Source organism: Asticcacaulis sp. AC460, from assembly GCF_000495795.1.
Classification (GTDB): domain Bacteria; phylum Pseudomonadota; class Alphaproteobacteria; order Caulobacterales; family Caulobacteraceae; genus Asticcacaulis.
Genome location: NZ_AWGD01000008.1, coordinates 240,167 through 261,528, shown reverse-complemented (window position 1 = coordinate 261,528; position 21,362 = coordinate 240,167). Strand labels below are relative to the sequence as shown.

Annotated in this window: 21 protein-coding genes and 1 tRNA gene; 12 read left to right on the top strand and 10 right to left on the bottom strand. The window is 62.4% G+C overall.

Annotated elements, in window-relative coordinates; translation table 11 throughout:
- Positions 1-127: 127 nt before the first annotated feature.
- Both rpiA and glmU read right to left on the bottom strand, forming a co-directional pair.
- A complete protein-coding gene (rpiA, locus tag ABAC460_RS29730) occupies positions 128-820 on the bottom strand; it encodes a ribose-5-phosphate isomerase RpiA (protein ID WP_023452252.1) in 693 nt (230 codons plus the stop codon).
- Entirely contained in the window at positions 817-2,184 is a 1,368-nt protein-coding gene (gene glmU / locus ABAC460_RS29725; RefSeq protein WP_023452251.1) for a bifunctional UDP-N-acetylglucosamine diphosphorylase/glucosamine-1-phosphate N-acetyltransferase GlmU, read from the bottom strand. Before glmU ends, rpiA begins: the two co-directional genes overlap by 4 nt.
- A 78-nt stretch (positions 2,185-2,262) precedes the next feature.
- On the opposite strand from glmU, the gene ABAC460_RS29720 reads away from it, so the two are divergent.
- The 4 genes from ABAC460_RS29720 to ABAC460_RS29705 all read left to right on the top strand — a co-directional run bounded on the left by ABAC460_RS29720 (position 2,263) and on the right by ABAC460_RS29705 (position 3,647).
- Entirely contained in the window at positions 2,263-2,973 is a 711-nt protein-coding gene (locus ABAC460_RS29720; RefSeq protein WP_023452250.1) for an HAD-IA family hydrolase, read from the top strand.
- A 21-nt stretch (positions 2,974-2,994) separates the two neighbouring features.
- Positions 2,995-3,069, top strand: a tRNA-Val gene (locus ABAC460_RS29715).
- Between the two features lie 54 nt (positions 3,070-3,123).
- Complete coding sequence (locus ABAC460_RS29710) at positions 3,124-3,360, top strand: CopG family ribbon-helix-helix protein (RefSeq protein ID WP_023452249.1); 237 nt, start codon at positions 3,124-3,126, stop codon at positions 3,358-3,360.
- On the top strand, positions 3,360-3,647 hold the full coding sequence (locus ABAC460_RS29705; RefSeq protein WP_023452248.1) for a type II toxin-antitoxin system RelE/ParE family toxin: 288 nt from the start codon (positions 3,360-3,362) through the stop codon (positions 3,645-3,647). Before ABAC460_RS29710 ends, ABAC460_RS29705 begins: the two co-directional genes overlap by 1 nt.
- A gap of 2 nt (positions 3,648-3,649) precedes the next feature.
- Here the strand turns inward: ABAC460_RS29705 and ABAC460_RS29700 are convergent, their stop codons facing one another.
- A complete protein-coding gene (locus tag ABAC460_RS29700) occupies positions 3,650-5,452 on the bottom strand; it encodes a monovalent cation:proton antiporter-2 (CPA2) family protein (protein ID WP_023452247.1) in 1,803 nt (600 codons plus the stop codon).
- 118 nt (positions 5,453-5,570) lie between these two features.
- Here ABAC460_RS29700 and ABAC460_RS29695 point away from each other — a divergent pair, with 118 nt between their 5' ends.
- From ABAC460_RS29695 to hemF, 7 genes are all read left to right on the top strand, one after another.
- The gene (locus ABAC460_RS29695; protein WP_023452246.1) at positions 5,571-6,371 is read left to right on the top strand and encodes a glycoside hydrolase family 16 protein; all 801 of its coding nucleotides are present in this window, start codon (positions 5,571-5,573) and stop codon (positions 6,369-6,371) included.
- Between the two features lie 41 nt (positions 6,372-6,412).
- Entirely contained in the window at positions 6,413-7,228 is an 816-nt protein-coding gene (gene hutG, locus ABAC460_RS29690; RefSeq protein WP_023452245.1) for an N-formylglutamate deformylase, read from the top strand.
- Between the two features lie 43 nt (positions 7,229-7,271).
- Positions 7,272-8,189, top strand: a complete 918-nt coding sequence (locus ABAC460_RS29685; protein ID WP_023452244.1) for a bifunctional 5,10-methylenetetrahydrofolate dehydrogenase/5,10-methenyltetrahydrofolate cyclohydrolase — start codon at positions 7,272-7,274, stop codon at positions 8,187-8,189.
- Positions 8,189-9,409 (top strand): NAD(P)/FAD-dependent oxidoreductase, encoded by a 1,221-nt coding sequence (locus tag ABAC460_RS29680; RefSeq protein WP_023452243.1) that lies wholly within the window; start codon positions 8,189-8,191, stop codon positions 9,407-9,409. Before ABAC460_RS29685 ends, ABAC460_RS29680 begins: the two co-directional genes overlap by 1 nt.
- A gap of 133 nt (positions 9,410-9,542) precedes the next feature.
- Entirely contained in the window at positions 9,543-10,262 is a 720-nt protein-coding gene (locus ABAC460_RS29675; protein ID WP_023452242.1) for a CoA transferase subunit A, read from the top strand.
- A complete protein-coding gene (locus ABAC460_RS29670; RefSeq protein WP_023452241.1) occupies positions 10,262-10,909 on the top strand; it encodes a 3-oxoacid CoA-transferase subunit B in 648 nt (215 codons plus the stop codon). Before ABAC460_RS29675 ends, ABAC460_RS29670 begins: the two co-directional genes overlap by 1 nt.
- 51 nt (positions 10,910-10,960) lie before the next feature.
- Positions 10,961-11,845 carry an oxygen-dependent coproporphyrinogen oxidase gene (gene hemF, locus ABAC460_RS29665; protein ID WP_023452240.1) on the top strand — a complete coding sequence of 295 codons (885 nt, stop codon included), beginning with the start codon at positions 10,961-10,963 and terminating at the stop codon, positions 11,843-11,845.
- On the opposite strand, the gene ABAC460_RS29660 is transcribed toward hemF, so the two are convergent.
- The 5 genes from ABAC460_RS29660 to ABAC460_RS29640 all read right to left on the bottom strand — a co-directional run bounded on the left by ABAC460_RS29660 (position 11,842) and on the right by ABAC460_RS29640 (position 16,912).
- The gene (locus tag ABAC460_RS29660; RefSeq protein ID WP_023452239.1) at positions 11,842-12,564 is read right to left on the bottom strand and encodes a type 1 glutamine amidotransferase; all 723 of its coding nucleotides are present in this window, start codon (positions 12,562-12,564) and stop codon (positions 11,842-11,844) included. The genes hemF and ABAC460_RS29660 overlap by 4 nt on opposite strands.
- Before the next feature lie 305 nt (positions 12,565-12,869).
- Complete coding sequence (locus ABAC460_RS29655) at positions 12,870-13,997, bottom strand: M23 family metallopeptidase (RefSeq protein ID WP_023452237.1); 1,128 nt, start codon at positions 13,995-13,997, stop codon at positions 12,870-12,872.
- A gap of 103 nt (positions 13,998-14,100) precedes the next feature.
- Complete coding sequence (locus ABAC460_RS29650; RefSeq protein WP_023452236.1) at positions 14,101-15,318, bottom strand: CCA tRNA nucleotidyltransferase; 1,218 nt, start codon at positions 15,316-15,318, stop codon at positions 14,101-14,103.
- Between the two features lie 160 nt (positions 15,319-15,478).
- Positions 15,479-16,009 carry a GNAT family N-acetyltransferase gene (locus ABAC460_RS29645; protein WP_023452235.1) on the bottom strand — a complete coding sequence of 177 codons (531 nt, stop codon included), beginning with the start codon at positions 16,007-16,009 and terminating at the stop codon, positions 15,479-15,481.
- A 153-nt stretch (positions 16,010-16,162) separates the two neighbouring features.
- Positions 16,163-16,912 (bottom strand): enoyl-CoA hydratase-related protein, encoded by a 750-nt coding sequence (locus tag ABAC460_RS29640; protein WP_023452234.1) that lies wholly within the window; start codon positions 16,910-16,912, stop codon positions 16,163-16,165.
- Positions 16,913-17,081: 169 nt separating this feature from the next.
- Between ABAC460_RS29640 and ABAC460_RS29635 the strand changes: the two genes are divergently transcribed.
- Positions 17,082-18,515: a hypothetical protein gene (locus ABAC460_RS29635; RefSeq protein WP_023452233.1), complete on the top strand. Its 1,434-nt coding sequence runs from the start codon at positions 17,082-17,084 to the stop codon at positions 18,513-18,515.
- Between the two features lie 223 nt (positions 18,516-18,738).
- Here the strand turns inward: ABAC460_RS29635 and ABAC460_RS29630 are convergent, their stop codons facing one another.
- Entirely contained in the window at positions 18,739-20,067 is a 1,329-nt protein-coding gene (locus ABAC460_RS29630; RefSeq protein ID WP_023452232.1) for a dihydroorotase, read from the bottom strand.
- Positions 20,051-21,322, bottom strand: coding sequence for a glycosyltransferase family 9 protein (locus ABAC460_RS29625; protein WP_023452231.1), 1,272 nt, complete (start codon positions 21,320-21,322; stop codon positions 20,051-20,053). Before ABAC460_RS29625 ends, ABAC460_RS29630 begins: the two co-directional genes overlap by 17 nt.
- Between the last annotated feature and the right edge of the window lie 40 nt (positions 21,323-21,362).

Here is a 21,362-nt window from a genome sequence, read left to right as displayed (position 1 = left end):
GAACAAGAAAGAAAGCACACTCAGGTGTATCAGAATTTATTGAGCGCCCTTGCGCTCGTTCGTGTCTGTTCGTGTGGTTCGTGGTCAAACCTTACTTTCTTATTCGTGTTTTTCGTGACTAGAAACCTTACGGTTGGACAACCCTGACGCCGTCCGGAGTCGCGATCAGCGCCACCTCGGCCAGGTCCAGGAACAGGCCGTGATCGACCACCCCCGTCACCGACTTCAGAGCCGCGCCCAACCCGCTGGGATCCTCGATCCGTCCGCACGCCACGTCGAAGATAAGGTTGCCCCCATCCGTAATCCATGGCTGGCCGTCCTTTTTCCGCATGACAGGCAACTTATCGATATCGAACTCGACCAGCACATCGCTGATCCGGTTGACCGTGCCCTTCCAGGCAAACGGCTCGACCTCGATCGGCAGCGGAAACTTGCCCAATACCGGCACATGCTTGGCGGCATCGGCAATGACCACACAGGTTTTCGCCTGCTCCCAGATCAGCTTCTCCCGCAACAGCGCGCCACCGCCGCCCTTGATCAGGGCCAGGCCTTCGCCGACCTCATCGGCGCCGTCGACGCACAGGTCCAGCGTGCCGACATCGTTGATGTCCTTGATCACCAAACCCAGGCTTTCGGCCAGTTGCGTCGTCTGCACCGACGTCGACACCAGGGTCAGTTTCAGCCCCGCCGCCACCTCGCGCGCGACGGCCTTGACGAACCAGGCCGCTGTCGACCCCGTGCCCAGGCCAACCTTCATGCCGGGCTTTACGTACTTGAGCGCGGCCTCACCGACCGCTTCTTTTTGTTCATCAACCGTCATGACTTACCCTTGGCGGCCTTTTCAGCCAGTTTCTTCTCACGGAAGGCCGCCGCCCAGCTTTCCTTGGCTACCTGAGGCGCGCGCGTCAAAGCCAGGGCATCCGGCGGCACGTCCTGGGTGATCACCGACCCCGAACCCGTAATCGCGCCATGGCCGATGGTCACCGGCGCCACCAGGGAGGTGTTCGAGCCGATAAAGGCGCGCTCCCCCACAACCGTCTTATGCTTGAAGAAGCCATCGTAGTTACAGAAGATGGTGCCGGCGCCGATATTGGCCCCCGCCCCCACGGAACCATCGCCGAGATAGCTGAGGTGATTGGCCTTGGCGCCTTCGCCCACCGTGACGTTCTTGACCTCAACGAAGTTGCCGATATGAGCGTCCCTGCCGATATCCGCCCCCGGACGCAGACGCGCATAGGGACCGATCAAAGCGCCCTCGCCCACCTTACAGCCTTCCAGGTGCGAAAACGCCCGGATCACCGCACCCGAAGCAACATGGACGCCATCGCCGAACACCACATTGGGTTCGATGATCACACCGACCTCGACCTGGGTATCCCAGTTGAAAAAGACCGTTTCCGGCGCCGGCATGTGCACGCCATTGTCCATGAAGCTGCGGCGGACCCCGTCCTGCCACACCTTTTCAATGACGGCCAATTCGGCCTGGCTGTTGGCGCCCAGAACCTCATGCTCCTGAGCCATGGTGACGCGCGGCTGCCCCCCCCGCGCCTTGGCCAGGCCGACAATGTCGGTCAGGTAATATTCGCCCTTGGAATTCTCGTTCTTCACGTCGCTGAGCAACGAGAACAGCAGTTCACGATCGCACGCCAGGACGCCGGAATTGCAAGCCTTGATCGCAAACTGCTCCTTGCTGGCCTCGCGCGCCTCGACGATCTCGTTCAAACGGTCGCCATCCAGCACCAGCCGGCCATAGGCGCCGGGATCATGGGCGATAAAGCCCAACACCGCGATGTCCGACGCGGCAGCCAGGGTGAAAACCGGTTCCAACACCTTGGCCGCCATCAGCGGGCTGTCGCCATAGGTGACAATGACCGTGCCGTCGAAATCCTTCATCGCCTCGCGCGCCACATTGACGGCATGGCCGGTACCCTGGGGCGGATCCTGAACGACGATATTGGCAGCGCCGACGCGCTTTTCGGCGGTGGCGCGCACCGATGGCGAATGGTTGCCGACGACGACGATGACCCGCTCGCAGCCGACCTCGAAGGCGGCATCGATGGCCCGGTCCAGCATGGTGCGGCCGCCGATCTTGTGCAACACCTTGGGCACGGGAGATTTCATGCGCGTCCCCTGGCCGGCGGCGAGGATGACGGCGGCCCGGCCGGTGGGAGGGCTTTTTTGCATTACCACGACTCTTCTTGCGTTGCGCTGGGCGCCGATTTAGCCCAAAGCCTCCACAAAACAAAGCGTAATGAGGGTAAAATGGACCTGAACGGCTATATTCTGGCCTTCGATCTGGACGGCACCCTGGTCGACAGCGCGCCGGACATCATTTCGGCCCTGAACAAGGTGCTGCAAGAGCAGGGAATCACGCCGTTCCACCTCGACGAAGCCCGCCCGATGATCGGCCGTGGCGCCATGGAACTGCTGCGCCGGGCCTACCGGCTGGCGGGCCATCCACTGGCGCCGGAGGACGAAGCACCACTGCTGGCGCGGCTGCTGGAACTGTACGAGGTCGATATAGACGCCCTGACCCGGCCGTTCGACGGCCTGGTCGAAGCCCTGGACGAGCTGGAAGCCATGGGCGCGCGGTTCTGCGTCTGCACCAACAAGCATACGCGCCTGTCGGTGCTGCTGATCGAGAAGCTGGGCCTGACCAAGCGGTTCGGCAGCAACCGAGGCTCGGACTCTGTCGAAGCCAAGAAGCCGGCGGCGGGCCACCTGCAGGCCTGTATCGATGACATGGGCGGCGATATCCGTAAGGTTATTATGATCGGCGACAGCGAAACCGATTTCCTGACGGCGCAAAACGCCGGCGTGCCGTCGATCCTGGTCACCTTCGGCTATTCCGAAGGACCGATCCGCGAACTGGCCGCCGACGTGTTCATCGATCACTACCACGATTTCGTGGCGGCGGTGAAAGCGTGCATAAATTCGCAAAACCGGCTTGCCACGGGCGAAGCGTCACGCTAGAAGCCTCGCTCCCCATTGGATGGACGCGTAGCTCAGCGGGAGAGCATTCGCTTCACACGCGAAGGGTCACAGGTTCAATCCCTGTCGCGTCCACCATTTCCCCTTCATATTTTCGTTTAAAACCGAACGCTATCGTGCGATAATTTTCGCATGCCGCTCGACCTAAATCTTACACCTGAATTGCAATCGCGTATCGACGCCCTCTCGACCGCTTCTGGGCGGTCGGCGGCTGACGTCATCTCGGATGCGCTGGAAAATGGCCACTCTTTGGAATGGCAGGAGCAATTTCTGAAGAAAGTAGCTCGGGGTATTGCAGCAGCGGAACGCGGCGATTTTGCGAGTGAAGCCGACGTCGAACGCGTAAAAAACAAATATCGCGACGCCTGATGCAGGTCGCCTGGACCAAACCGGCGCTCGAAGATCTCGACCAAATTCAGGACTATGTCGCACAGGATAGTCCACGCGCTGCGTATCGTCTGGTCGCCGATATTCTCTCAAGCGTCGACACCACCCTGCCCAACAACCCCATGGCCGGACGTCCCGGTCGAATCGACGCAACGCGCGAATGGGTCGTTCCTCAAACTCGCTATATCATCGCCTATCGCATCACCTCGAAAATTGAAGTCCTGGCCGTCGTTCACGGCGCACGGGAATGGCCCGCCTACTTCGGATAGGCCTATCCGTCCTGCTTGTCCTCGCGCAGGATCCCTTCCAGCTCCTCACGGCTGAGCTTGGCGAAGTTGATCAGGTCGGGCTCGCTGTCGAAGAAGTCGAACGACTTTTTCAAGGTCACGATATCATGCTCCAGGAACAACCGCGCCTTGCGTTCGACCTCGGCGCGGTCTCGGCCCAGGGTCACCATCGCCTCACGCGCCAAGGCCAGCGAAGAATCGAGCGTCTCGCGGTGATAGTAATCCACCCCTGCCCGATCCAGCTCATAGGCGTGGCGCCGGTTACGCGCCCGGGCGAACACCTTCAGCTTCGGGAAGTGCGCCTTGGCCAGCTTGACGATCTCCAGCGCGCTGTCGGCGTCGTCCACCGCCACGACAAGCATCCGCGCTTCGTCGGCACCGGCTGAGCGCAGCAGGTCCAGCCGCGTGGCGTCACCGAAATAGCCCTTCGAGCCGAACTTGCGCAGCAGCTCAATCTGGTCCGGGTTCTTTTCCAGCACGGTGACCGCGATACCCTGCCCGATCATGAAACGGCCGACGATCTGGCCGAAGCGGCCGAAACCGGCGATGATCACCGGATGGTGCTCGTCGATCGTGTCGTATTCGCGCTCCGGCAACTGGCTGAGGAAGCGCGGCAGGATGAACTTGCTGTACAGCGCCACCAGGATCGGCGTCATTCCGATCGACAGCGCCACGACCAGCGTCACGAACCTTTGCGTTTGCGGGTCGATGATATGCAGTTGACCACCGATCAGGTTCAGCAATACGAAGGCGAATTCGCCCCCCTGCGACAGGCCGATGGCCAGGCCCAGGCCCTGCGCCCCGCCGACGCCGAACCGTTCGGCCAGGACAAACAGGATGATCCCCTTTACCACCATAAGGCCCAGCACGGCGGCGATCATGCCGAACGGGTTCTGGGCCAGGATCGTAAAGTCCATCCCCATGCCGACCGAGATAAAGAACAGCCCCAGCAGCAGGCCTTTGAACGGCTCGATATCGGTCTCAATCGTGCGGCGGTATTCCGAATTGGCCAGAACCACCCCGGCCAAGAAGGCGCCGAGCGTTGGCGATACGCCGACCAGTTCCATCAGAAGGGTGACACCGATCACCAGGCCCAGCGAGGCGGCGGTGAAGACCTCGCGCAGGTTGGCGCGGGCGATAACCTGGAAGATGTAGCGCGAACCGTACTTGCCCGCGGCGATAACGGCGGCGATGACGGCCACCACGGCGACCGGCTGCAGCCACGCCGGCCAGGACGCGATTAAGCTGTGTGAAGCTTCGGTATGGACGCCAGCCGCTGCCAGAAGCGGGATGATGATCAGGATGGGGATGACCGCCATGTCCTGGAACAGCAGCACGGCAAACGAAGTTTCCCCGACCAGGGAATGGGTCAGGTTCTTTTCCCGCAGCATCTGCATGACCAGGGCGGTCGACGACATGGCCAGCGCCATGCCGACAGCCAGCGAGGCCTGCCATGTGAAGCCCAGCGCCATGCCGACCGCCATGAGTCCCAGCGACGTCAGCACGACCTGCAGCCCACCCAGCCCCAGGATGGATTTGCGCAACCGCCACAGGATGGCGGGTTCCAGCTCCATACCGATAAGGAACATCATCATGATGACGCCAAACTCGGCGAAGTGCATCACCCGCTCGGAATCACCGACAATGCCCGAGATGAACGGCGCGATGATGATCCCGGCGATCAGGTAGCCCAGGACCGAACCCAGCTTCAGCCGCTGGGCGATCGGCACGACGAAGCAGCCCGCGACCAGGAAAACGAAAACACCCAACAATACGTTGAAATCCATGCCGTCTCTCCTGAATCGCCGGGCCCTAATCTAGGGCCTGAGAGGCACAGCGCAAGGGTTGCGCTTGTTCGCCAGGCGTAAAACTGCAAAACTGGCGAAAACGTCAGGGAGTACCACCATGAAATCCATTCTCGTTGCCGCCGTCATGGCTGCCATGGCGTCCGCCGCCGCGGCGCAAGCCCCCACCGGTTACAAGCTGGTATGGTCGGATGAGTTCGACACAGGCACGGCGCCCGATCCCGCCAAATGGGATTACGATGTCACCGTCAACAAGACCGGATGGTACAACAACGAAGCGCAATACTATTCGGCCCACCGCGCTGAAAACAGCCGCATCGAAAACGGTAACCTGATCATCGAAGCGCGCAAGGACGACCTCAGCATGATGGCCGACTGGGGCGGACAGCACTACAGCTCGGTGCGGCTGGTGACACGTGGCCGTGCCGACTGGACCTACGGCTTCTTCGACATCCGCGCCAAGCTGCCGTGCGGCCGTGGTCAATGGCCGGCCATCTGGCTGCTGGGCAACGGGCAATGGCCGGCGACCGGTGAGATCGACATCATGGAATATGTCGGCTTCGATGCCACCACCATCTACGGCAACACCCATTCGCCGGATACTGTCGCCAAGAGCGCGCCCCAGGGCGGCAAGACCGAACTGGCCGATCCGTGCACGGCCTTCCATAACTACCAGGCAGAATGGACGAAGGACTCCATCACCTTCCTGCTGGACGGCAAGGCCTATTACCATCGCGAACGCCCGAAGAATGCGTCGAAGGAGGTCTGGCCTTACGATGTGCCGGAATATCTGATCCTGAACACGGCCATCGGCGGCAACTGGGGCGGCCAGCAGGGCATCGACGATACGGTCTTCCCGACGAAGTTCGAGATCGACTACGTACGGGTTTATCAGAAGTAATCACCTTGACACCGGCAGCGCGGACAGGTTCAAATGAAACCATGCCCGCCCTTGCTCCGCGTCCGGATGAATTCCCGCTCTTCGACTATCGCGAGGGCGATGGCCCGCTGGTCTTCGCGGCGCCCCACGTCGGCACGCATATTCCGCTCGACATCGCGCGCACCATGACCGAGACCGGGCGGGCGATCCGGGAAACCGACTTCCACGTCCATCGCCTGTTCGACTTCGCCCCGGCTCTGGGCGCGACCACCCTGTTCGCCACCCATTCGCGCTATGTCATCGACCTGAACCGCGATCCGGAAGGCGGCAACCTGTATCCGGGCAAGTTCGAGACCGGCCTGTGTCCGCTGACCGACTTCGACCGCAATCCGCTCTATCCGGAAGGCCACGATCCCTGTGCGGCCGAGGTCGTCGATCGCCGCGACACCTATTATGCCCCTTACCATGCCCAGCTGCGGCATGCCCTGGACCGCGCCGTCGCCCGCCACGGCCGCGCCCTGTTGATCGACTGCCACTCCATCCGGCCGGAGATTCCTTCGCTGTTCGAAGGCCGCCTGCCCGACCTGAACTTCGGCGCCAATGGCGGCGCCACCGCCGGCGCGTCGCTGCTGGCGGCGCTGAATACCTGGCGCAACGGCCAGGACGATTACAGCCATGTTCTGGATGGCCGCTTCAAGGGGGGCTACACGACGCGGCACTACGGCGATCCGGCGCATAAGGTGCATGCGATCCAGATCGAAATTGTCCAGGATTGCTACTTGAATTCGGACACCCCTCACCTGTATGACGAGGCCCGCGCCGCACCGTTGTCGCGGGCCCTGCGCCCGCTGATCGACGCACTTTTGCTGGCGCTGTAAAACTTCCAAATTACTGGAAGTGTCTTTTGACGGAAGGGCCTTCATGCTCACCACCCGCGGTCATATCATCGACGGCGCCGGCTACGCCAAATCCCTGCGCGACCGGCTGGCCGAGCACGTTTCCAGTTTACAGGAAGTGTCGGGAAAGACGCCCTGCCTTGTCGTGGTCATCGTGGGCGAAGACCCGGCATCGCAGATCTACGTCAAGAACAAGGGCGAGCAGACCCAGGCCATCGGGATGGAATCGCGCACCCTCCGCCTGCCCGACACCACCTCCGAAGCCGAGCTTCTGCGTCTGGTCGATGAGCTCAATCGCGACCCGGTCGTCAACGGCATCCTGGTGCAACTGCCGCTGCCGGCGCACATGTCGTCTCTGAAGGTGATCGACGCCATCAACCCCGACAAGGACGTCGACGGCTTCCATGTCACCAATGCCGGCCGGCTGGCCGTTGGCCTGGACGGCATCGTGCCGTGCACGCCGCTGGGCTCGCTGATGCTGCTGAAAGACGCCGCCGAAAAGTTCGGCGATACGCTGCGCGGCAAGAATGCCGTCATCGTCGGCCGCTCCAACATCGTCGGCAAGCCGATGGCCCAGCTTCTGCTGGCCCAGGACTGCACCGTCACCATCGCCCATTCGCGCACCCAGAACCTGGCAGAGGTCTGCCGGTCAGCGGACATCCTGGTGGCCGCCGTCGGGCGCGCCCACTTCATCAAGGGCGACTGGGTGAAGGACAGCGCCTATGTCATCGACGTCGGCATCAACCGCATCCAGGTCGAGACGCCGGAGGGCTCCAAGTCGAAGGTCGTTGGCGATGTCGATTTCGAGGCCGCCAAGGCCAATGCCTTGGCCATCACGCCGGTTCCCAAGGGCGTCGGGCCGATGACCATTGCCTGCCTGCTGAACAACACCATCAAGGCCTTCTGCCTGCAGAACGGCCTGGCCATTCCGGACGGCGTGTAATGGCTGGCGGGGTCGTCATCATCGGCGCCGGCCACGGCGGAGGGGCCGCCGCGGGCTTCCTGCGCCAGTACGGTTACGAGGATAGCATCACGCTTGTAGGCGCTGAACCCTACCTGCCGTACCAACGACCGCCGCTGTCCAAGGCCTGGCTGAAGGGCGATGCCGGCCTGGATGACGTGTACCTACGAAATGAAAACTTCTATCCGGATCAAGGCATTACGACACGGTTAAACATACGTGTTAACGCTATTTCTAGCGATAATGTCGCTCTGAGCGATGGTGAAAACCTTCCGTTTGACCACCTGATCCTGGCCACCGGTTCCAAGGCACGGCCCTTCGATATCCCCGGTACCCAGACCGTGCCGCACCACTTGCTGCGGTCGCTGGACGACGCCGAAAGACTCAAAGGTGCGCTGCAGCCCGGTCATCGCATCGGCCTGATCGGCGCCGGCTATATCGGCCTGGAGGTTGCCGCGTCGGCGCGGCATCTCGGCTGCGAAGTCACCATCTTCGAACGCGAGCCGCGCATCCTGGCCCGTGTGGCTTCGCGCGCCCTGTCGGACTTCTTCACCGACATGCATCTCGGCCGCGGCGTCCGTTTCATTACCGAAGCCTTCGTGACAGAACTGTCCCTGGGTGCGGGCGACGACAAGATCGTGCATCTCGCCGATGGCCGCACCCACGCCTTCGACCTGTTGCTGGTCGGGATCGGCGCTCTGCCGGCCGACGACCTGGCTCAGACGGCGGGGATCGACTGCGCCAACGGTATTGTGGTCGATACCGAAGCCCGGACATCGCGCGCCAATGTCTTCGCCCTGGGCGACGTGACGTCGCGCACCCTGCCCTTCTATGACGGCCGCTTCCGCCTTGAGAGCGTGCCCAACGCACTGGAGCAGGCCAAGCAGGCCGCCGCCGCCATCACCGGTTACAAACCGCCGGTGGTGGAGACGCCGTGGTTCTGGTCGGACCAGTACGAGTTCAAACTGCAGATCGCCGGCCTGCTGCGCCCCGACACCCGCGCAGTGGTGCGCGGCGATCCGGCGGCGGGATCGTTCAGCGTCTTCCATCTGAACGGCGGCAACCGCGTCCTGACCGCCGAATGCGTTAGCCGCCCGGCCGATTTCATGGCCGCCAAGCTGCTGATCGCCAAGGGTGTCGCTGTCGACGAAGCCATCGTCGCCGATGCGGAAGCCTCGCTGAAACCCTATCTGGCAAAATAGTTCTTTCGCAGCGCACAAAATTGCGCTTAATTCGCCCCGAAAGCGAACACGCAGAATTTCAACGATCGTTCAAAATCTGCGTGACTTCGCCTGCTAACAACGCTACATCACCTCAAAACATAAGAGGGACCTGATGCCGACCACCACCTCCCCCAAAGTCTTTCCCGACGCCAAAACCGCCTTGGAAGGCCTGACCTTCGACGGCATGACCGTCATGTCCGGCGGTTTCGGCCTGTGCGGAATTCCGGAAAACCTGATCGCCGCCCTGCGCGACAGCGGCGCCTCCGGCCTGACTGTCATCTCGAACAATGCCGGTGTCGATGGGTTCGGCCTTGGGCAATTGCTCACCACCCGCCAGATCCGCAGGATGATCAGCTCCTATGTCGGTGAGAATAAAGAGTTCGAGCGGCAATATCTGGCTGGCGAGCTGGAGCTGGAGTTCAATCCCCAAGGCACATTAGCAGAGCGCATCCGCGCCGGCGGCGCCGGTATTCCGGGCTTTTATACCGCGACAGGCGTTGGCACCATCGTCGCCGACGGCAAGGAAATCAAAGAGTTCAACGGCCGCCAGTACGTGCTGGAAACCGGCCTGGTCGCCGATCTGAGCATTATCAAGGCGTGGAAGGGCGATGCCCGCGGCAACCTGGTCTTCCGCAAGACGGCGCGCAACTTCAACCCGATGATGGCCACGGCCGGCAAGGTCTGCGTCGCCGAGGTCGAGGAAATCGTTCCGGTCGGTTCGCTGGATCCCGACAATATCCACACGCCTGGCATCTATGTCGACCGCATCGTGCAGGCGACTTTTGAGAAGCGGATCGAACAACGTACTGTCCGCACCAAGGAGAGCATCTGATGCCCTGGACTCGTGATCAACTCGCCGAGCGCGCGTCGAAGGAACTGCAGGACGGCTATTACGTCAATCTGGGTATCGGCATTCCGACGCTGGTTGCCAACCACATTCCCGAAGGCATGACCGTCACCTTCCAGTCGGAAAACGGCATGCTGGGCATGGGCCCCTTCCCGTATGATGACGAAGTTGACCCCGACCTGATCAATGCCGGCAAGCAGACCATCACCGAACTGGATGAGACGGCCTATTTCTCGTCGTCGGACAGCTTCGCCATGATCCGCGGCGGCCACATCAACCTGACCATCCTGGGCGCCATGGAAGTTGCAGAAAACGGCGACATCGCCAACTGGATGATCCCGGGCAAGCTGGTCAAGGGCATGGGCGGCGCCATGGACCTGGTCGCCGGCGTCAAGAAGGTCGTCGTGGTCATGGAGCACGCCAACAAGCACGGCGAATCCAAGGTGCTGAAGGCCTGCACCCTGCCGCTGACCGGGACACGTGTGGTCAATCTGATCATCACCAATCTGGGCGTGTTCGAGGTCAAGCCGGACGGTTCCGGCCTGGTGCTGGTCGAACTGGCGCCCGAAGTGACCCTGGAGGAGATCGCCTCGAAAACCGAGGCGGCCTATGAGGTGGCGTTGCACGGTTGATGCGGCAATTCAGCGCTTTTCTGAGGCGGCGTAGCGGTCTATAGCGGCGCCATGACCGAAGCTGCCCTCTCCGCCGAAACCCTGACCGACCGCCAGACCTCCGCCGCCGCCTGGTTCCGCTCCTTACGCGACCAGATCTGCGCCGCGTTCGAAGCCCTTGAGGACGACGCGCCCGCCGCGCTGTACAGCGGCGAAACCGGCCGTTTCGTCCGCACACCATGGGACCGGGCCGAAGGCGGCGGTGGTGAGATGTCGGTCATGAAAGGCCGCCTGTTCGAAAAGGTCGGAGTGCACATCTCGACCGTGCACGGTACCTTCTCGCCGGAGTTCGCCAAGTCAATCCCGGGTGCCGCAGAAGATCCGCGTTTCTTCGCGACCGGCATTTCGCTGATCGCCCATATGCACAATCCGCATGTGCCGGCGGTGCATATGAACACCCGCTTCATCACCACGACCAAGACCTGGTTTGGCGGGGGTGCCGACCTGACGCCGTTGATGGCGGCTGACCGGCATCAGGACGCGCCGGATGCTGTGCGGTTCCATGGCGCCTTCAAGACCGCCTGCGATCGGTTCGATCCTGCCTATTACGAACGCTTCAAAACCTGGTGCGACGAGTATTTCCACCTGCCTCACCGCAATGAACCGCGCGGCGTCGGCGGCATCTTCTATGACCACCTGAACAGCGGCGATCACGATACCGACCTCGCTTTTACCCAGGCGGTCGGTCAGGCCTTCCTGGATATCTATCCGCAGATCGTGCGTGGCCGGCTGGACCAGCCGTGGAACGAGGACGAGCGCGAGGCGCAACTGGTCCAGCGTGGCCGCTATGTCGAGTTCAACCTGCTGTACGACCGCGGCACTCTGTTCGGGCTCAAGACCGGCGGCAATGTCGCTTCGATCATGTCGTCCATGCCGCCTGTGGTAAAGTGGCCCTAAACGCTCAGGAAGCGCGAAATCGCGCCCAGAACCTGACTACGGCTGGACGGCTTCTTCAGGGTTTCGACGGCGTGGTCGACCAGGGCGGCATCGATACGGATGCCGCGGCGGCTGAGCAGCAGGTCGCTGGCGAAGTCCTCACAGAACTCCGGGTGACACTGGAACGACAGCCCCTTGCGGTCGGTATAGTAGAGCGCACCGTGCGGCGTGAATTCCGATCCGGCCAGGACGACGGCACTGTCGGGCTTTTTCACCACCTGGTCCTGATGGGTGACGGCGACGCGAATGGCCTTGTCATCAGCCGGCCGACCCAGCAGGTCGTGCCACAAATCGGCGGCTTCGATGCTGTATTCGTGTAAACCGACACCCCAGCCTTTGTGCGACTTTTCGACATGACCACCCCAGGCCTGAGCCATCACCTGGTGGCCGAAACAAATCCCCACCACCGGCACGGAAGCGTCCAGATCCCGCAGCCAGTCGATCAGGCCGGCAATCCACGGATCGCTTTCATAGACGCCCGACGGCGAGCCCGTGATGACCACGCCGCGCAGGTGTTCACATTGTACGGGGAGTTCACCTTCCAGCGTGCGGAAGGTCTTGAAGGTGCGCCCTTCGTCCGCCAGCAGGGTGGCAAACATGTCGGCATAGGTGCCGTAGGTCTGATCCAGTCCCGCCGGCGGCACTCCGGTTTCCAGGATGGCGATATATTCGTTACGCATGACCGTCCCAAAGGTCTACAAGCTACTCAAGCGGATGCAAAATCCGGGCCTCGAGACCTTTAAGATGTTCTATTTCGCAGGTGCGTCAAGGGTGAGCTTCATCACGCTTTATGACGATGATTAACCGCTTCGGTTTCCAAGGGGTTAATCCGGGTGCGGAGAGTCGGTGGCTGCGGTAGGTCACAGCGGGCCAAATCCCCCACCGTCTCATTTGCTTACGGCAAATGATCCACCTCCCCGCATAGCGGGGAGGTGTAAGGTAATAAAAATATTCGCTTTTATTTCAACTAAGACCTCAATTCCGATCAGACCTTCTTGAAGATGGCCGAGTGCGAACCGTTACAGATATTGTGCCAGGTTTCCTTCATGCCCTTGGACTCGGCATCGGCCTTTTTGGCGTTGTAGCTGGCCTCGCTGATCCCGAACCAGCCGAACCAGCCGTTCTTCGCCGGCGACCAGGTCGTGTCGTAGCTGATCTTGCCATTGCTGACCTTGCACACGATCGTATCCATCCAGTAGCTACTGTCGGCGAAGTGATCGAAGGTACGTTGGAAATCGCCCTGGGCGGTACCGTTCCAGGTCAGTTTCGCCCCCAGCGAATGGGCCGGCCAGACCAGAATCTTGCCTTCCGGCAGCGGCTTGCCCTTCAGCGGCGTCCACGGCCCGTTGATATCGGTCGCGTCAACGATCGGCGTGGTCATGCCGCGGGCGAAGTTCATCGGTTGCGGCTTGGCGTCCTTTTCCATATGGACATGCAGGTGCGGCCCGGTCGATGAACCCGAATTACCGACCAGGCCCAGCTTCTGGCCCTTCTTGACCTTGGGCCGTGAACCTGGGGCAATTTCCACCGTCGGGTGGACGTCGGGCCAGCGGGCGCTGTAGCTAACCTTCTTCGGGAAGCGTACCGCCCGGTTGGGGCAGACACTGCTGGGGATCGAACCTGGAATGGCATGGGCGTAGAGGGCATAGACGCCGTTGGTCTGCAGCACCCAGATATGGTTGCCGCCGCCGGCGATCAGTCCGTCCTTCAGATCCTGGGCAATCCACGGTGGGTTGGCCATGTCGCCGTCTTCATCGCCGCGCTTGGGCCGGGGATTTTCGACGGCATTGGCCCAGCAGCCGACGACCTCGCCGTCCTCCATGGCGTAGATGGCGTCGCCATAGATCAGGTCAGCGCTGTTCTTCGGGTTCTTGGCATTGGCGTCGGCATCGACGCCGCTTTTCAGCCCCGACCATTTGCCATCGCCCAGCCACCGCCGGGCTGTGATGTCGCGGCCCTGGGCCTGGATGCCGGCGGCATGGGTGTCGGTACGGTAGCGCTCTCCGGGCGCCAGGTCTTCGCCGTGCAAAGGCATCTCGTAGGACTGGGCGCCGGCAGTGCCGGCAAAAAGCAGGGCAGCAAGGGTCGCCGCGCCGATAAGGGTACGGGTCATGTCGTCTCTCCTCAGACAGAGTCGTGAAAATGCAACGCCAGAATGTCAGGATACAGCCGATGGCGGCCTCGGACGCCCCCTTACCACCGGTCGTAATGGCCTATCACACCCGCGGTGGTCCGGCCAGCGCTGCGTCGATCACGCTTTGCGAAAAATCCGCCGCCAGCCAGTCGGCCTCGATCTGTTTCAGCCTCTGGCCGAGTTCCGGCCCCGGCTGCAGGCCCAGCTTGATCAGGTCGGCCCCTTTGAGGGGAAACACCGGCACATCCAGTTCACCGATCAGCTGCATCAGGACGCCCGGCCGGCGGTCATCGTGTGCCGCCGCCAGCAGGACGGCGTCCTCGACGGCCGGACGGCCATGGCGGTAGATCAGCCGGGCGATATCGCCGGCCTCGGCCGCTTCGAGATGACCGATGACCTCGCCGGCCTTGATAAGCCGCTCGCAGATCGCCTGCGAAAACTTCAGCCGCCCCTGCAAAGCCTTGATATCACCGGCCTCCAGACCCAGGCCGCTATCGACCAGCGCCATCAGGCGCCGTTCCGGATCGTCGCTGATCGCGACCATGGCCTTCAATTCGGGCAGGCGGTCGCCGGTCAGGGTCCATCCCGGCAGGACACGCGCCAGCAGCCCGCCGGCCTGCATGGCTTCGAAGGCCGGCAACGGATCGGCCAGGGCCAGGGTCTTGAAGGTTTCGCCGAAGATGCGCTCGCCCGACAGGCCGTCGATACCGGCCTGCAGGGCGATACAGGCGTCCAGCGAACCCGGATCAATCCCGGCGGCATAGCCGGCGGTGAAACGGAAGAAGCGCAGGATACGCAGATAGTCTTCGCGGATGCGGGACTCGGCCTCGCCGATGAACCGCACCCGGCGCGCGGCGATGTCGTCCAGGCCATGGCCGGTCGGATCGTAGACCTGGCCGTCGATATCGGCATAAAGCGCATTGACGTAGAAGTCGCGGCGTTCCGCGTCCTTCGCCCAGTCGGTGGTGTACTTGACCACGGCGCGGCGGCCGTCGGTCTCAACGTCCTCGCGCAGCGAAGTGATCTCGTACGGCTCGCCGTCGACCACGGCGGTGATGGTGCCGTAGTCTTTTCCGGTCGGCACGTTGCGGATGCCGGCGGCCTCCAGAGCCGCTTCGGTATCGTCGGGCGCCAATTGGGTCGACAGATCGAGGTCGCTGCCCGGCACGCCCAGCAGGACGTTGCGCACACAGCCGCCGACAAACCGGACACAGCCCTTCCCGCCCCGGGCTTCCAAGGCGGCGAATACGGCCCGGCTGCCGGGCGCGTTCATACTGTCGGTGAGGAGGATACGAGTCATGCCCGCGTCCCAAGAGGCTGTTTTGAAAATCCGTCAGGCTGAGCCGAAAAGGGCTGGTTTCGAGAACCGGAGCGGAGCGTACTCAAGTACGTAAGCACCGGAAGCGCAGAAAACGGCACTTTGCAGGCCAGCCTGACGGATTTGCAAACAGGCTTCAATGTCAGATGACTTTAACAACTCGGCCATGGAAATTCAGACCTTCATCGCGATAGCGGATCAGAACGCGCTTGGGGTCCACGGGTCCCGGCATGTCGATGCCCTGGGCCAGGTCGAAGCCGAACGGCTTGAAATAGGATTGCGACCCAACCAGCAGCACGGCGCGCAGGCCCTTTTGGAAGGCCGCATCGACCGAGGCGCGGACCAGGCTCTTGCCGATTCCGAGACCACGGTGGGTCGGTTCAACCACGATCGGCCCCAGAAAAACCAGGGGTTCCTTGATATTGTTATCTTCGTCGTAGATGAAGATCGGCCACATGCGCACCGAACCCAGCAGACGCTCATGGCCTTTTGGACCCGTCGTGGCGGCAAAGCTGAGATCGTGGACCGGATCCGAGCCTTCACGCAGGCGTTCTGCCGTCTTGGTATATCGTCCGGGACCGAACACACGGTCCGTCAGCTCGATAACGCGATCCGCAGTTTGCGGCGTTTCGAGGCCAATCACATAGTCCAAAGTCAGTGTATCCAGAGCCAAATGCGCCCCCGATATAAATGGTCATCCCCCGTCAGGTACAGCGGGGATATGCCGGTTAGCAGTTCAGGTCAAATCAATATACGGCAAAATGCGTGCAATTTATGCGTCCGAATGTGACAAATACCGTAAGTAAGAGCTTGTTTCGCTTAAATTTCATGACCTGTTGAGGAAGGCCGAGAACGCAGCCATGGCTTCCGGACTGGTGAGCAGTTGCCGGAAAACCTGACCTTCCGCCTGGACCACCTGCCAGACTTGATCCGGATCGCGCATAAAGCCTTTGGTGTGGCGCACCGCCGCCGGCGACAGCTTGAGAAGGCTGCGGGCCAATTCACTCGCCGTCGCCGCGACGGCGTCCTTCGCCACGACGCGATTGACCAGGCCCCACGCCTGCGCCTGGCCCGCCATCACCGGGGCGCCCTGCGACAACCATTCGAAGGCGCGAGCATGGCCGATACGCTGCGGCAGCAACAGAGTCGACCCCGCCTCCGGCACCAGCCCCAACTGAAGGAAGGGCAAGCGAAGCCGCGCCCCCTCGTCAGCGACCACCAGGTCGCAATGCAGCAGCAAGGTGACGCCGACGCCGACCGCCTGGCCCTGGACGCCAGCGACCAGCGGCTTGGGGAAATAGGTCAGGGCCTTGAGGAACCGGAAAACCGGCGCGGCTTCAAGATTTTCACTTTGCAGCTCGGCCAGCCCCTGGGCGAAATCGACGATGTCATTGCCGGCACAGAAGTCGTCGCCTTCCGCCACAATGACCGCCGCGCGGATGGCGTCATCATCGCCGGCGTCGCTCAGGGCTTGCGCCAGATCGGTATACATGGCGCGTGTCAGGGCATTCTTCTTGGCCGGGCGGTTCAGCCGCAGGGTCAAAACCCCGCCTTCCCGTTCCGTGACAATGTCCATTTCCGCCTCCGCGCATTTAGTTTACGTGAACGTTAACGTAAGTCGCAGATGATGGCAACCGTGACATCGCGGTGAGACTTGCCTTGCTATGGACATATCCTGTAGATAAGAGGCAATGAGCGGCCGTCGCTTACCCGGCCGAACTGTACAGGCAGCGGAGACCTCGCCCATGAAATTATCCAAACTCGCCGGCGCCCTCATGGCCGCAGGCCTGGCCCTTGTGGTCGGCTTCAGCGCCACGGCGTCCTTCGCCCAGAATTCCGACGAAGACCGGCCGGTCCCCAAGAAGGAGCAAAAGGCGCCGAAGGCGGGCGCCGTCGCCGCTCCGACCGTAACACCGCTGGAAATGGCGGCGACGGTTATTGCCTCGTCCGGCGTGACCTGCGAAGCGTCGAACGCGCGGCTTATCGTTTCCGCTGCGATCGACAATATTCCATCCCATATGTACGAAGTCGCCTGTAAGACCAGCCCGGGTTTCGTCGTCGTCATCAACGCGTCCGACAATGCGGCACGCGACTTCTATGGCTGCGTCCAGTTGGCCAAGGCCAAGGAAACCCAAAAGGACGCCCCCAGTTGCACCCTGGCGGAAAACCTGCCGGTGCAAAAGTGGATGTCGCCGGTTATGCAAAAATACGTTGCGGGCTGCGATGTGGACAGGTTCCGGATGGTCGGCTCCGGCGGCGAAGGCGATCACATGTTCGATCGCATCGAAGTCGGCTGTACCAACGGCGGCAGCGGCCTGCTCGACTACCCACGGTTCCTGTCGAAGGCGTCGGTCGAATTCTCGCCATGTCTGGCCTATGAAAGCACGACCAGCTCTTCGAAGTGTACTCTGACGACCCACGCACAGATGCTGGACTACATGAAGCCGATGGCGGCGCAGGCCGACGCCAAATGCCAGGCGACGGATGTCCGCTATGTGGCTGTCAACGGCGAAGGGACCGCGACCTATTATGAATATGGCTGCGCAACCCCGCCGGGCTTTATCGTGCTGATCAACAACAATGACCAGAGCCTCAACCGTGTCATCCCCTGTTCCGGCGCTCTGGCGCTGGGCGGGTGCAAGCTGAGCGACGCGGGTCTGGTGGCCGCCGATGCCAACGGCCAGATGACGGCCGTCCTGAAGGCCGCCGGCATGCCGTGCACCGTCAGCGATTTCGACGTCAAGGGCAGCGCCGGCAAGCGTGACTATGTTGAGTTCAAGTGCCCGGAACAGCCCTTCGGCCTGATCGGCTTCGTGCCGCAGGCGGGCAGCGAAGCCCCGACCGACGTCTATGACTGCTTCATGGACCAGACGGCGCGCCAACTGTGCACCTATGTCACGCCGGAAACCCTGATGAAGCACCTCGACAAGCTGATCAAGGTCGCCGAACCGACCAAGAACTGCGACGTCAAGGAAGTGCGTTACATCGGCGAGTCCAGCGACAACCCCAACGCCCTGCTGGCCGAACTGGCCTGCGTCAACAAGCGTGGCTACATCATTGAGGTCGCGCCGAACCGCCAGAGCCTGCAATATACCCGCCCCTGCGCCATTGCCCGTTCCAACAAGGACGAGATGCAGTGCGAGATTGCCGGTAACGGCACCTATTCTTCGGCTGACTAAGGCCGAGGTTCAGGTTTGAAAAGATGAAGCCCGTGAGGTCCGACCTCACGGGCTTTACTTTTGCCGTAAAAAAGTCCTTCGCTCCGCGCGGAGCGCTACGCTCAGTGTACTTTTTTACGGATTGGATATGGAAAAGCCGTCTCTGTGGGCGGCCCGGCGAGACGGCTTTGCATCTTTTCCTTTTGCGGGGCCGGCCCGTGGCCTGGTCCTCGCAAAAGCGGTGTTACAGCGTTTCCATGAACCGGCAGGCTTCGCCCTGGGACGGCGTGACGATCTCGTCGTCGCGCATCACCACCTTGCCGCGGATAATGGTCGCCTTGGGCCAGCCCGTGACCTCCATACCATCAAACGGCGTCCAGCCGCTGCGCGTGCGCATATCGGCATGTTTCAGCACGCGCCTGGCCTTCAGGTCGACCAGGGTGACGTCGCCGTCATAGCCCTCCGCCATCCGGCCCTTGTTGGCGACACCGAACACGCGCTGCGCCCCCGTGGAGGTCAGGTCGACCAGCCGCTCCAGCGACAGACGCCCCTGGGCAACATGGTTCAGCATCACGGGCAACAGGGTCTGCACACCCGGCATGCCTGACGGTGACTGCGGATAGGGCTTGGCCTTTTCTTCCAGGGTGTGCGGCGCATGGTCGGACCCCAGCACGTCGGCAATACCGCCGGCAATACCGCGCCACAGGCCTTCGACATGGTAACGGTCGCGGATCGGCGGGTTCATCTGGGCAAAGCCCTTCAACCGTTCATAGGCTTCCGGCGCTTCCAGCGTCAGGTGCTGAGGTGTGATCTCGACGGTCGCGATATCCTTATGGCCGGCCAGGAACTCGATCTCCTCGCGCGTCGTCACGTGCAGCACATGGATGCGCTTGCCGGCTTCACGCGCCAGCTTGACAAGGCGGTGGGTCGACTGGATCGCCGACTGGGCATCACGGACATAGTCGTGGCTGGTCCAGTCGCCTTCGCGCGCCAGCGGCCGGCGCTCGGCCAGGCGGTACTCGTCCTCCGAATGGAAGGTGGCGCGGCGGCGCACGGCCCCCAGCACGGCAGCCACCCCGGCATCGTCGGCGATCAGCAGGGTGCCGGTCGAAGCGCCCATGAAGACCTTGACGCCGCAGCATCCCGGCAGGCGCTCCAGGTCACCGAGGTGACTGATGTTTTCGTGGCTACCCCCAACGTAAAACGCGTGGTCGCAGTGCATGCGATGATGGGCGCGCTTCAGCTTGTCGAAAAAGGCATCGTGGGTCGTGGTGGTCGGATTGGTGTTCGGCATTTCGAACACCGCCACCACCCCGCCCAGGACGGCGGCCTGGGAGCCGGTCTCCAGGTCTTCCTTCCACTCCAGGCCGGGCTCACGGAAGTGCACCTGGGTGTCGATCACCCCCGGCATGGCCAGCAGACCGGTGGCGTCGAAGACGTCGGCCGCCGAGGCCTGGCTGAGATCGCCGAATTCGGCGAAGCGGCCGTCAACGATACCGATATCCCCCTTGCCCCGTCCGGCATGGTTGATGATGTCGGCGTTGCGGATGATCAGGTCAAAGCTTTTCGGCATGGGCTGGCTCTCTTGCCGGCTTGGATTCCGGCGTGTCTGGCGGCGCCTCTGGCGGCGCCTCTTGAGGCGTCTGGGGCGGCGTCTCGGGTTCAGGCAGGTCGTCAGCGACAGGCTCGACACCTGCCGGCTCGATTACGACCTCTTCCGGTGAGGCGACATCCGCGACGTCATCGGAGGCCTCGGCTTGGTCGGCGATATCGACTTCGGTCTCCCACGACACAATGCCCGCGGGCGCCGCTGTGGCCGGCGATTCGACCACGATTTCGGCCGGATCATCGTCCGCGCTCTCGGACTCCGGTCGCGGCGTCGCGGCATCGATCGCGTCGAAGACGGTGTCGATGGTCAGGTCCAGCATATGACAGACCTGTTGTTTCAGCTTGGGGTCGGCAGCGCGAATCTCAGCCAGGCTGCGCGGCCCACGGATGGCGTGCATGTTGGGGCCCGGCGGCGCGTCGGCCTCATCGGTCGGGCCGTACAGGCCGAAGGTGGGAATGCCGGCCGCCGCCGCCAGGCGCAGCCAGATTTCGTCATTGCCGACAAAGGCGGCGGCCGTTTTCATGACCGCACAGGCCGTCAGCAGATCCAGCTTGCCGGTCATTTCCATGATCTGGGCGCGCGGCGTCGCCATGGACAGGGCCACGGCCGTATCGCGGTCGGCCTCGGCGCCGACGATCAGCAGGTTGTGGTTGGCGAACGGGCCATCCTCGCGCATCAGACGCGTCGCCAGAACGGCGAATCGCTCGGTCGGCCACCGCCTACCCAGCCAGCCGGCGCCCGGCGCCATCACCAGAAATGGCGCGACCATTTTTCCGGCATCCAGAACGGCCTGCGCCTTGGCGGCGCGCTCTTCCGATACCGCCAGACGTGGAAAAACGTCGGTTTCCTTCAGGGCCAGGGCCTGGCAGATCTGGCGCAACGGCCCCGCCGAATCGTTGGGATTGACGACCAGGCGCGTCTTCGAACGGATCATCTTCGACACCATGGTCGGACCGATGTCGACCAGAAGTCCCCACTGGCGCCGGCTCAGTTCGGCCAGGGCGCCCAGGGCTTTCAGGTTGAAGATGGCGCCGTCCAGCGCCAGGGTCTCGTCGATCGCCGCTTCGTTCTGGAACAGCTCGGCCGACAGCTTGGTGGTCACCAGGGTGATGACGGCGTGGGGAATCTCCTGCTTCAGGCGCGGAATCACCCCGCCCAGCGCGACCGCCCGGGCCGGTTCGCACAGCGCCAGCAGGAGAATCGGGAAGCTTGATTTCATGCTACCTACCTAGTCCGATTTACGCCTATATCAAGTCCGC

Excerpts from the sequence above, each read along its gene's own strand:
- glmU (WP_023452251.1), bottom strand. The coding sequence starts at position 2,184 with ATGCAAAAAAGCCCTCCCACCGGCCGGGCCGCCGTCATCCTCGCCGCC.
- ABAC460_RS29625 (WP_023452231.1), bottom strand. The coding sequence starts at position 21,322 with ATGAAATCAAGCTTCCCGATTCTCCTGCTGGCGCTGTGCGAACCGGCC.
- ABAC460_RS29685 (WP_023452244.1), top strand. The coding sequence starts at position 7,272 with ATGCTCACCACCCGCGGTCATATCATCGACGGCGCCGGCTACGCCAAA.
- ABAC460_RS29640 (WP_023452234.1), bottom strand. The coding sequence starts at position 16,912 with ATGGACATTGTCACGGAACGGGAAGGCGGGGTTTTGACCCTGCGGCTG.
- ABAC460_RS29630 (WP_023452232.1), bottom strand. The coding sequence starts at position 20,067 with ATGCCGAAAAGCTTTGACCTGATCATCCGCAACGCCGACATCATCAAC.
- ABAC460_RS29705 (WP_023452248.1), top strand. The coding sequence starts at position 3,360 with ATGCAGGTCGCCTGGACCAAACCGGCGCTCGAAGATCTCGACCAAATT.
- ABAC460_RS29720 (WP_023452250.1), top strand. The coding sequence starts at position 2,263 with ATGGACCTGAACGGCTATATTCTGGCCTTCGATCTGGACGGCACCCTG.
- ABAC460_RS29670 (WP_023452241.1), top strand. The coding sequence starts at position 10,262 with ATGCCCTGGACTCGTGATCAACTCGCCGAGCGCGCGTCGAAGGAACTG.
- ABAC460_RS29635 (WP_023452233.1), top strand. The coding sequence starts at position 17,082 with ATGAAATTATCCAAACTCGCCGGCGCCCTCATGGCCGCAGGCCTGGCC.
- hemF (WP_023452240.1), top strand. The coding sequence starts at position 10,961 with ATGACCGAAGCTGCCCTCTCCGCCGAAACCCTGACCGACCGCCAGACC.
- ABAC460_RS29695 (WP_023452246.1), top strand. The coding sequence starts at position 5,571 with ATGAAATCCATTCTCGTTGCCGCCGTCATGGCTGCCATGGCGTCCGCC.
- ABAC460_RS29700 (WP_023452247.1), bottom strand. The coding sequence starts at position 5,452 with ATGGATTTCAACGTATTGTTGGGTGTTTTCGTTTTCCTGGTCGCGGGC.
- ABAC460_RS29675 (WP_023452242.1), top strand. The coding sequence starts at position 9,543 with ATGCCGACCACCACCTCCCCCAAAGTCTTTCCCGACGCCAAAACCGCC.
- ABAC460_RS29680 (WP_023452243.1), top strand. The coding sequence starts at position 8,189 with ATGGCTGGCGGGGTCGTCATCATCGGCGCCGGCCACGGCGGAGGGGCC.
- ABAC460_RS29650 (WP_023452236.1), bottom strand. The coding sequence starts at position 15,318 with ATGACTCGTATCCTCCTCACCGACAGTATGAACGCGCCCGGCAGCCGG.
- ABAC460_RS29710 (WP_023452249.1), top strand. The coding sequence starts at position 3,124 with ATGCCGCTCGACCTAAATCTTACACCTGAATTGCAATCGCGTATCGAC.
- rpiA (WP_023452252.1), bottom strand. The coding sequence starts at position 820 with ATGACGGTTGATGAACAAAAAGAAGCGGTCGGTGAGGCCGCGCTCAAG.
- ABAC460_RS29660 (WP_023452239.1), bottom strand. The coding sequence starts at position 12,564 with ATGCGTAACGAATATATCGCCATCCTGGAAACCGGAGTGCCGCCGGCG.
- ABAC460_RS29655 (WP_023452237.1), bottom strand. The coding sequence starts at position 13,997 with ATGACCCGTACCCTTATCGGCGCGGCGACCCTTGCTGCCCTGCTTTTT.
- hutG (WP_023452245.1), top strand. The coding sequence starts at position 6,413 with ATGCCCGCCCTTGCTCCGCGTCCGGATGAATTCCCGCTCTTCGACTAT.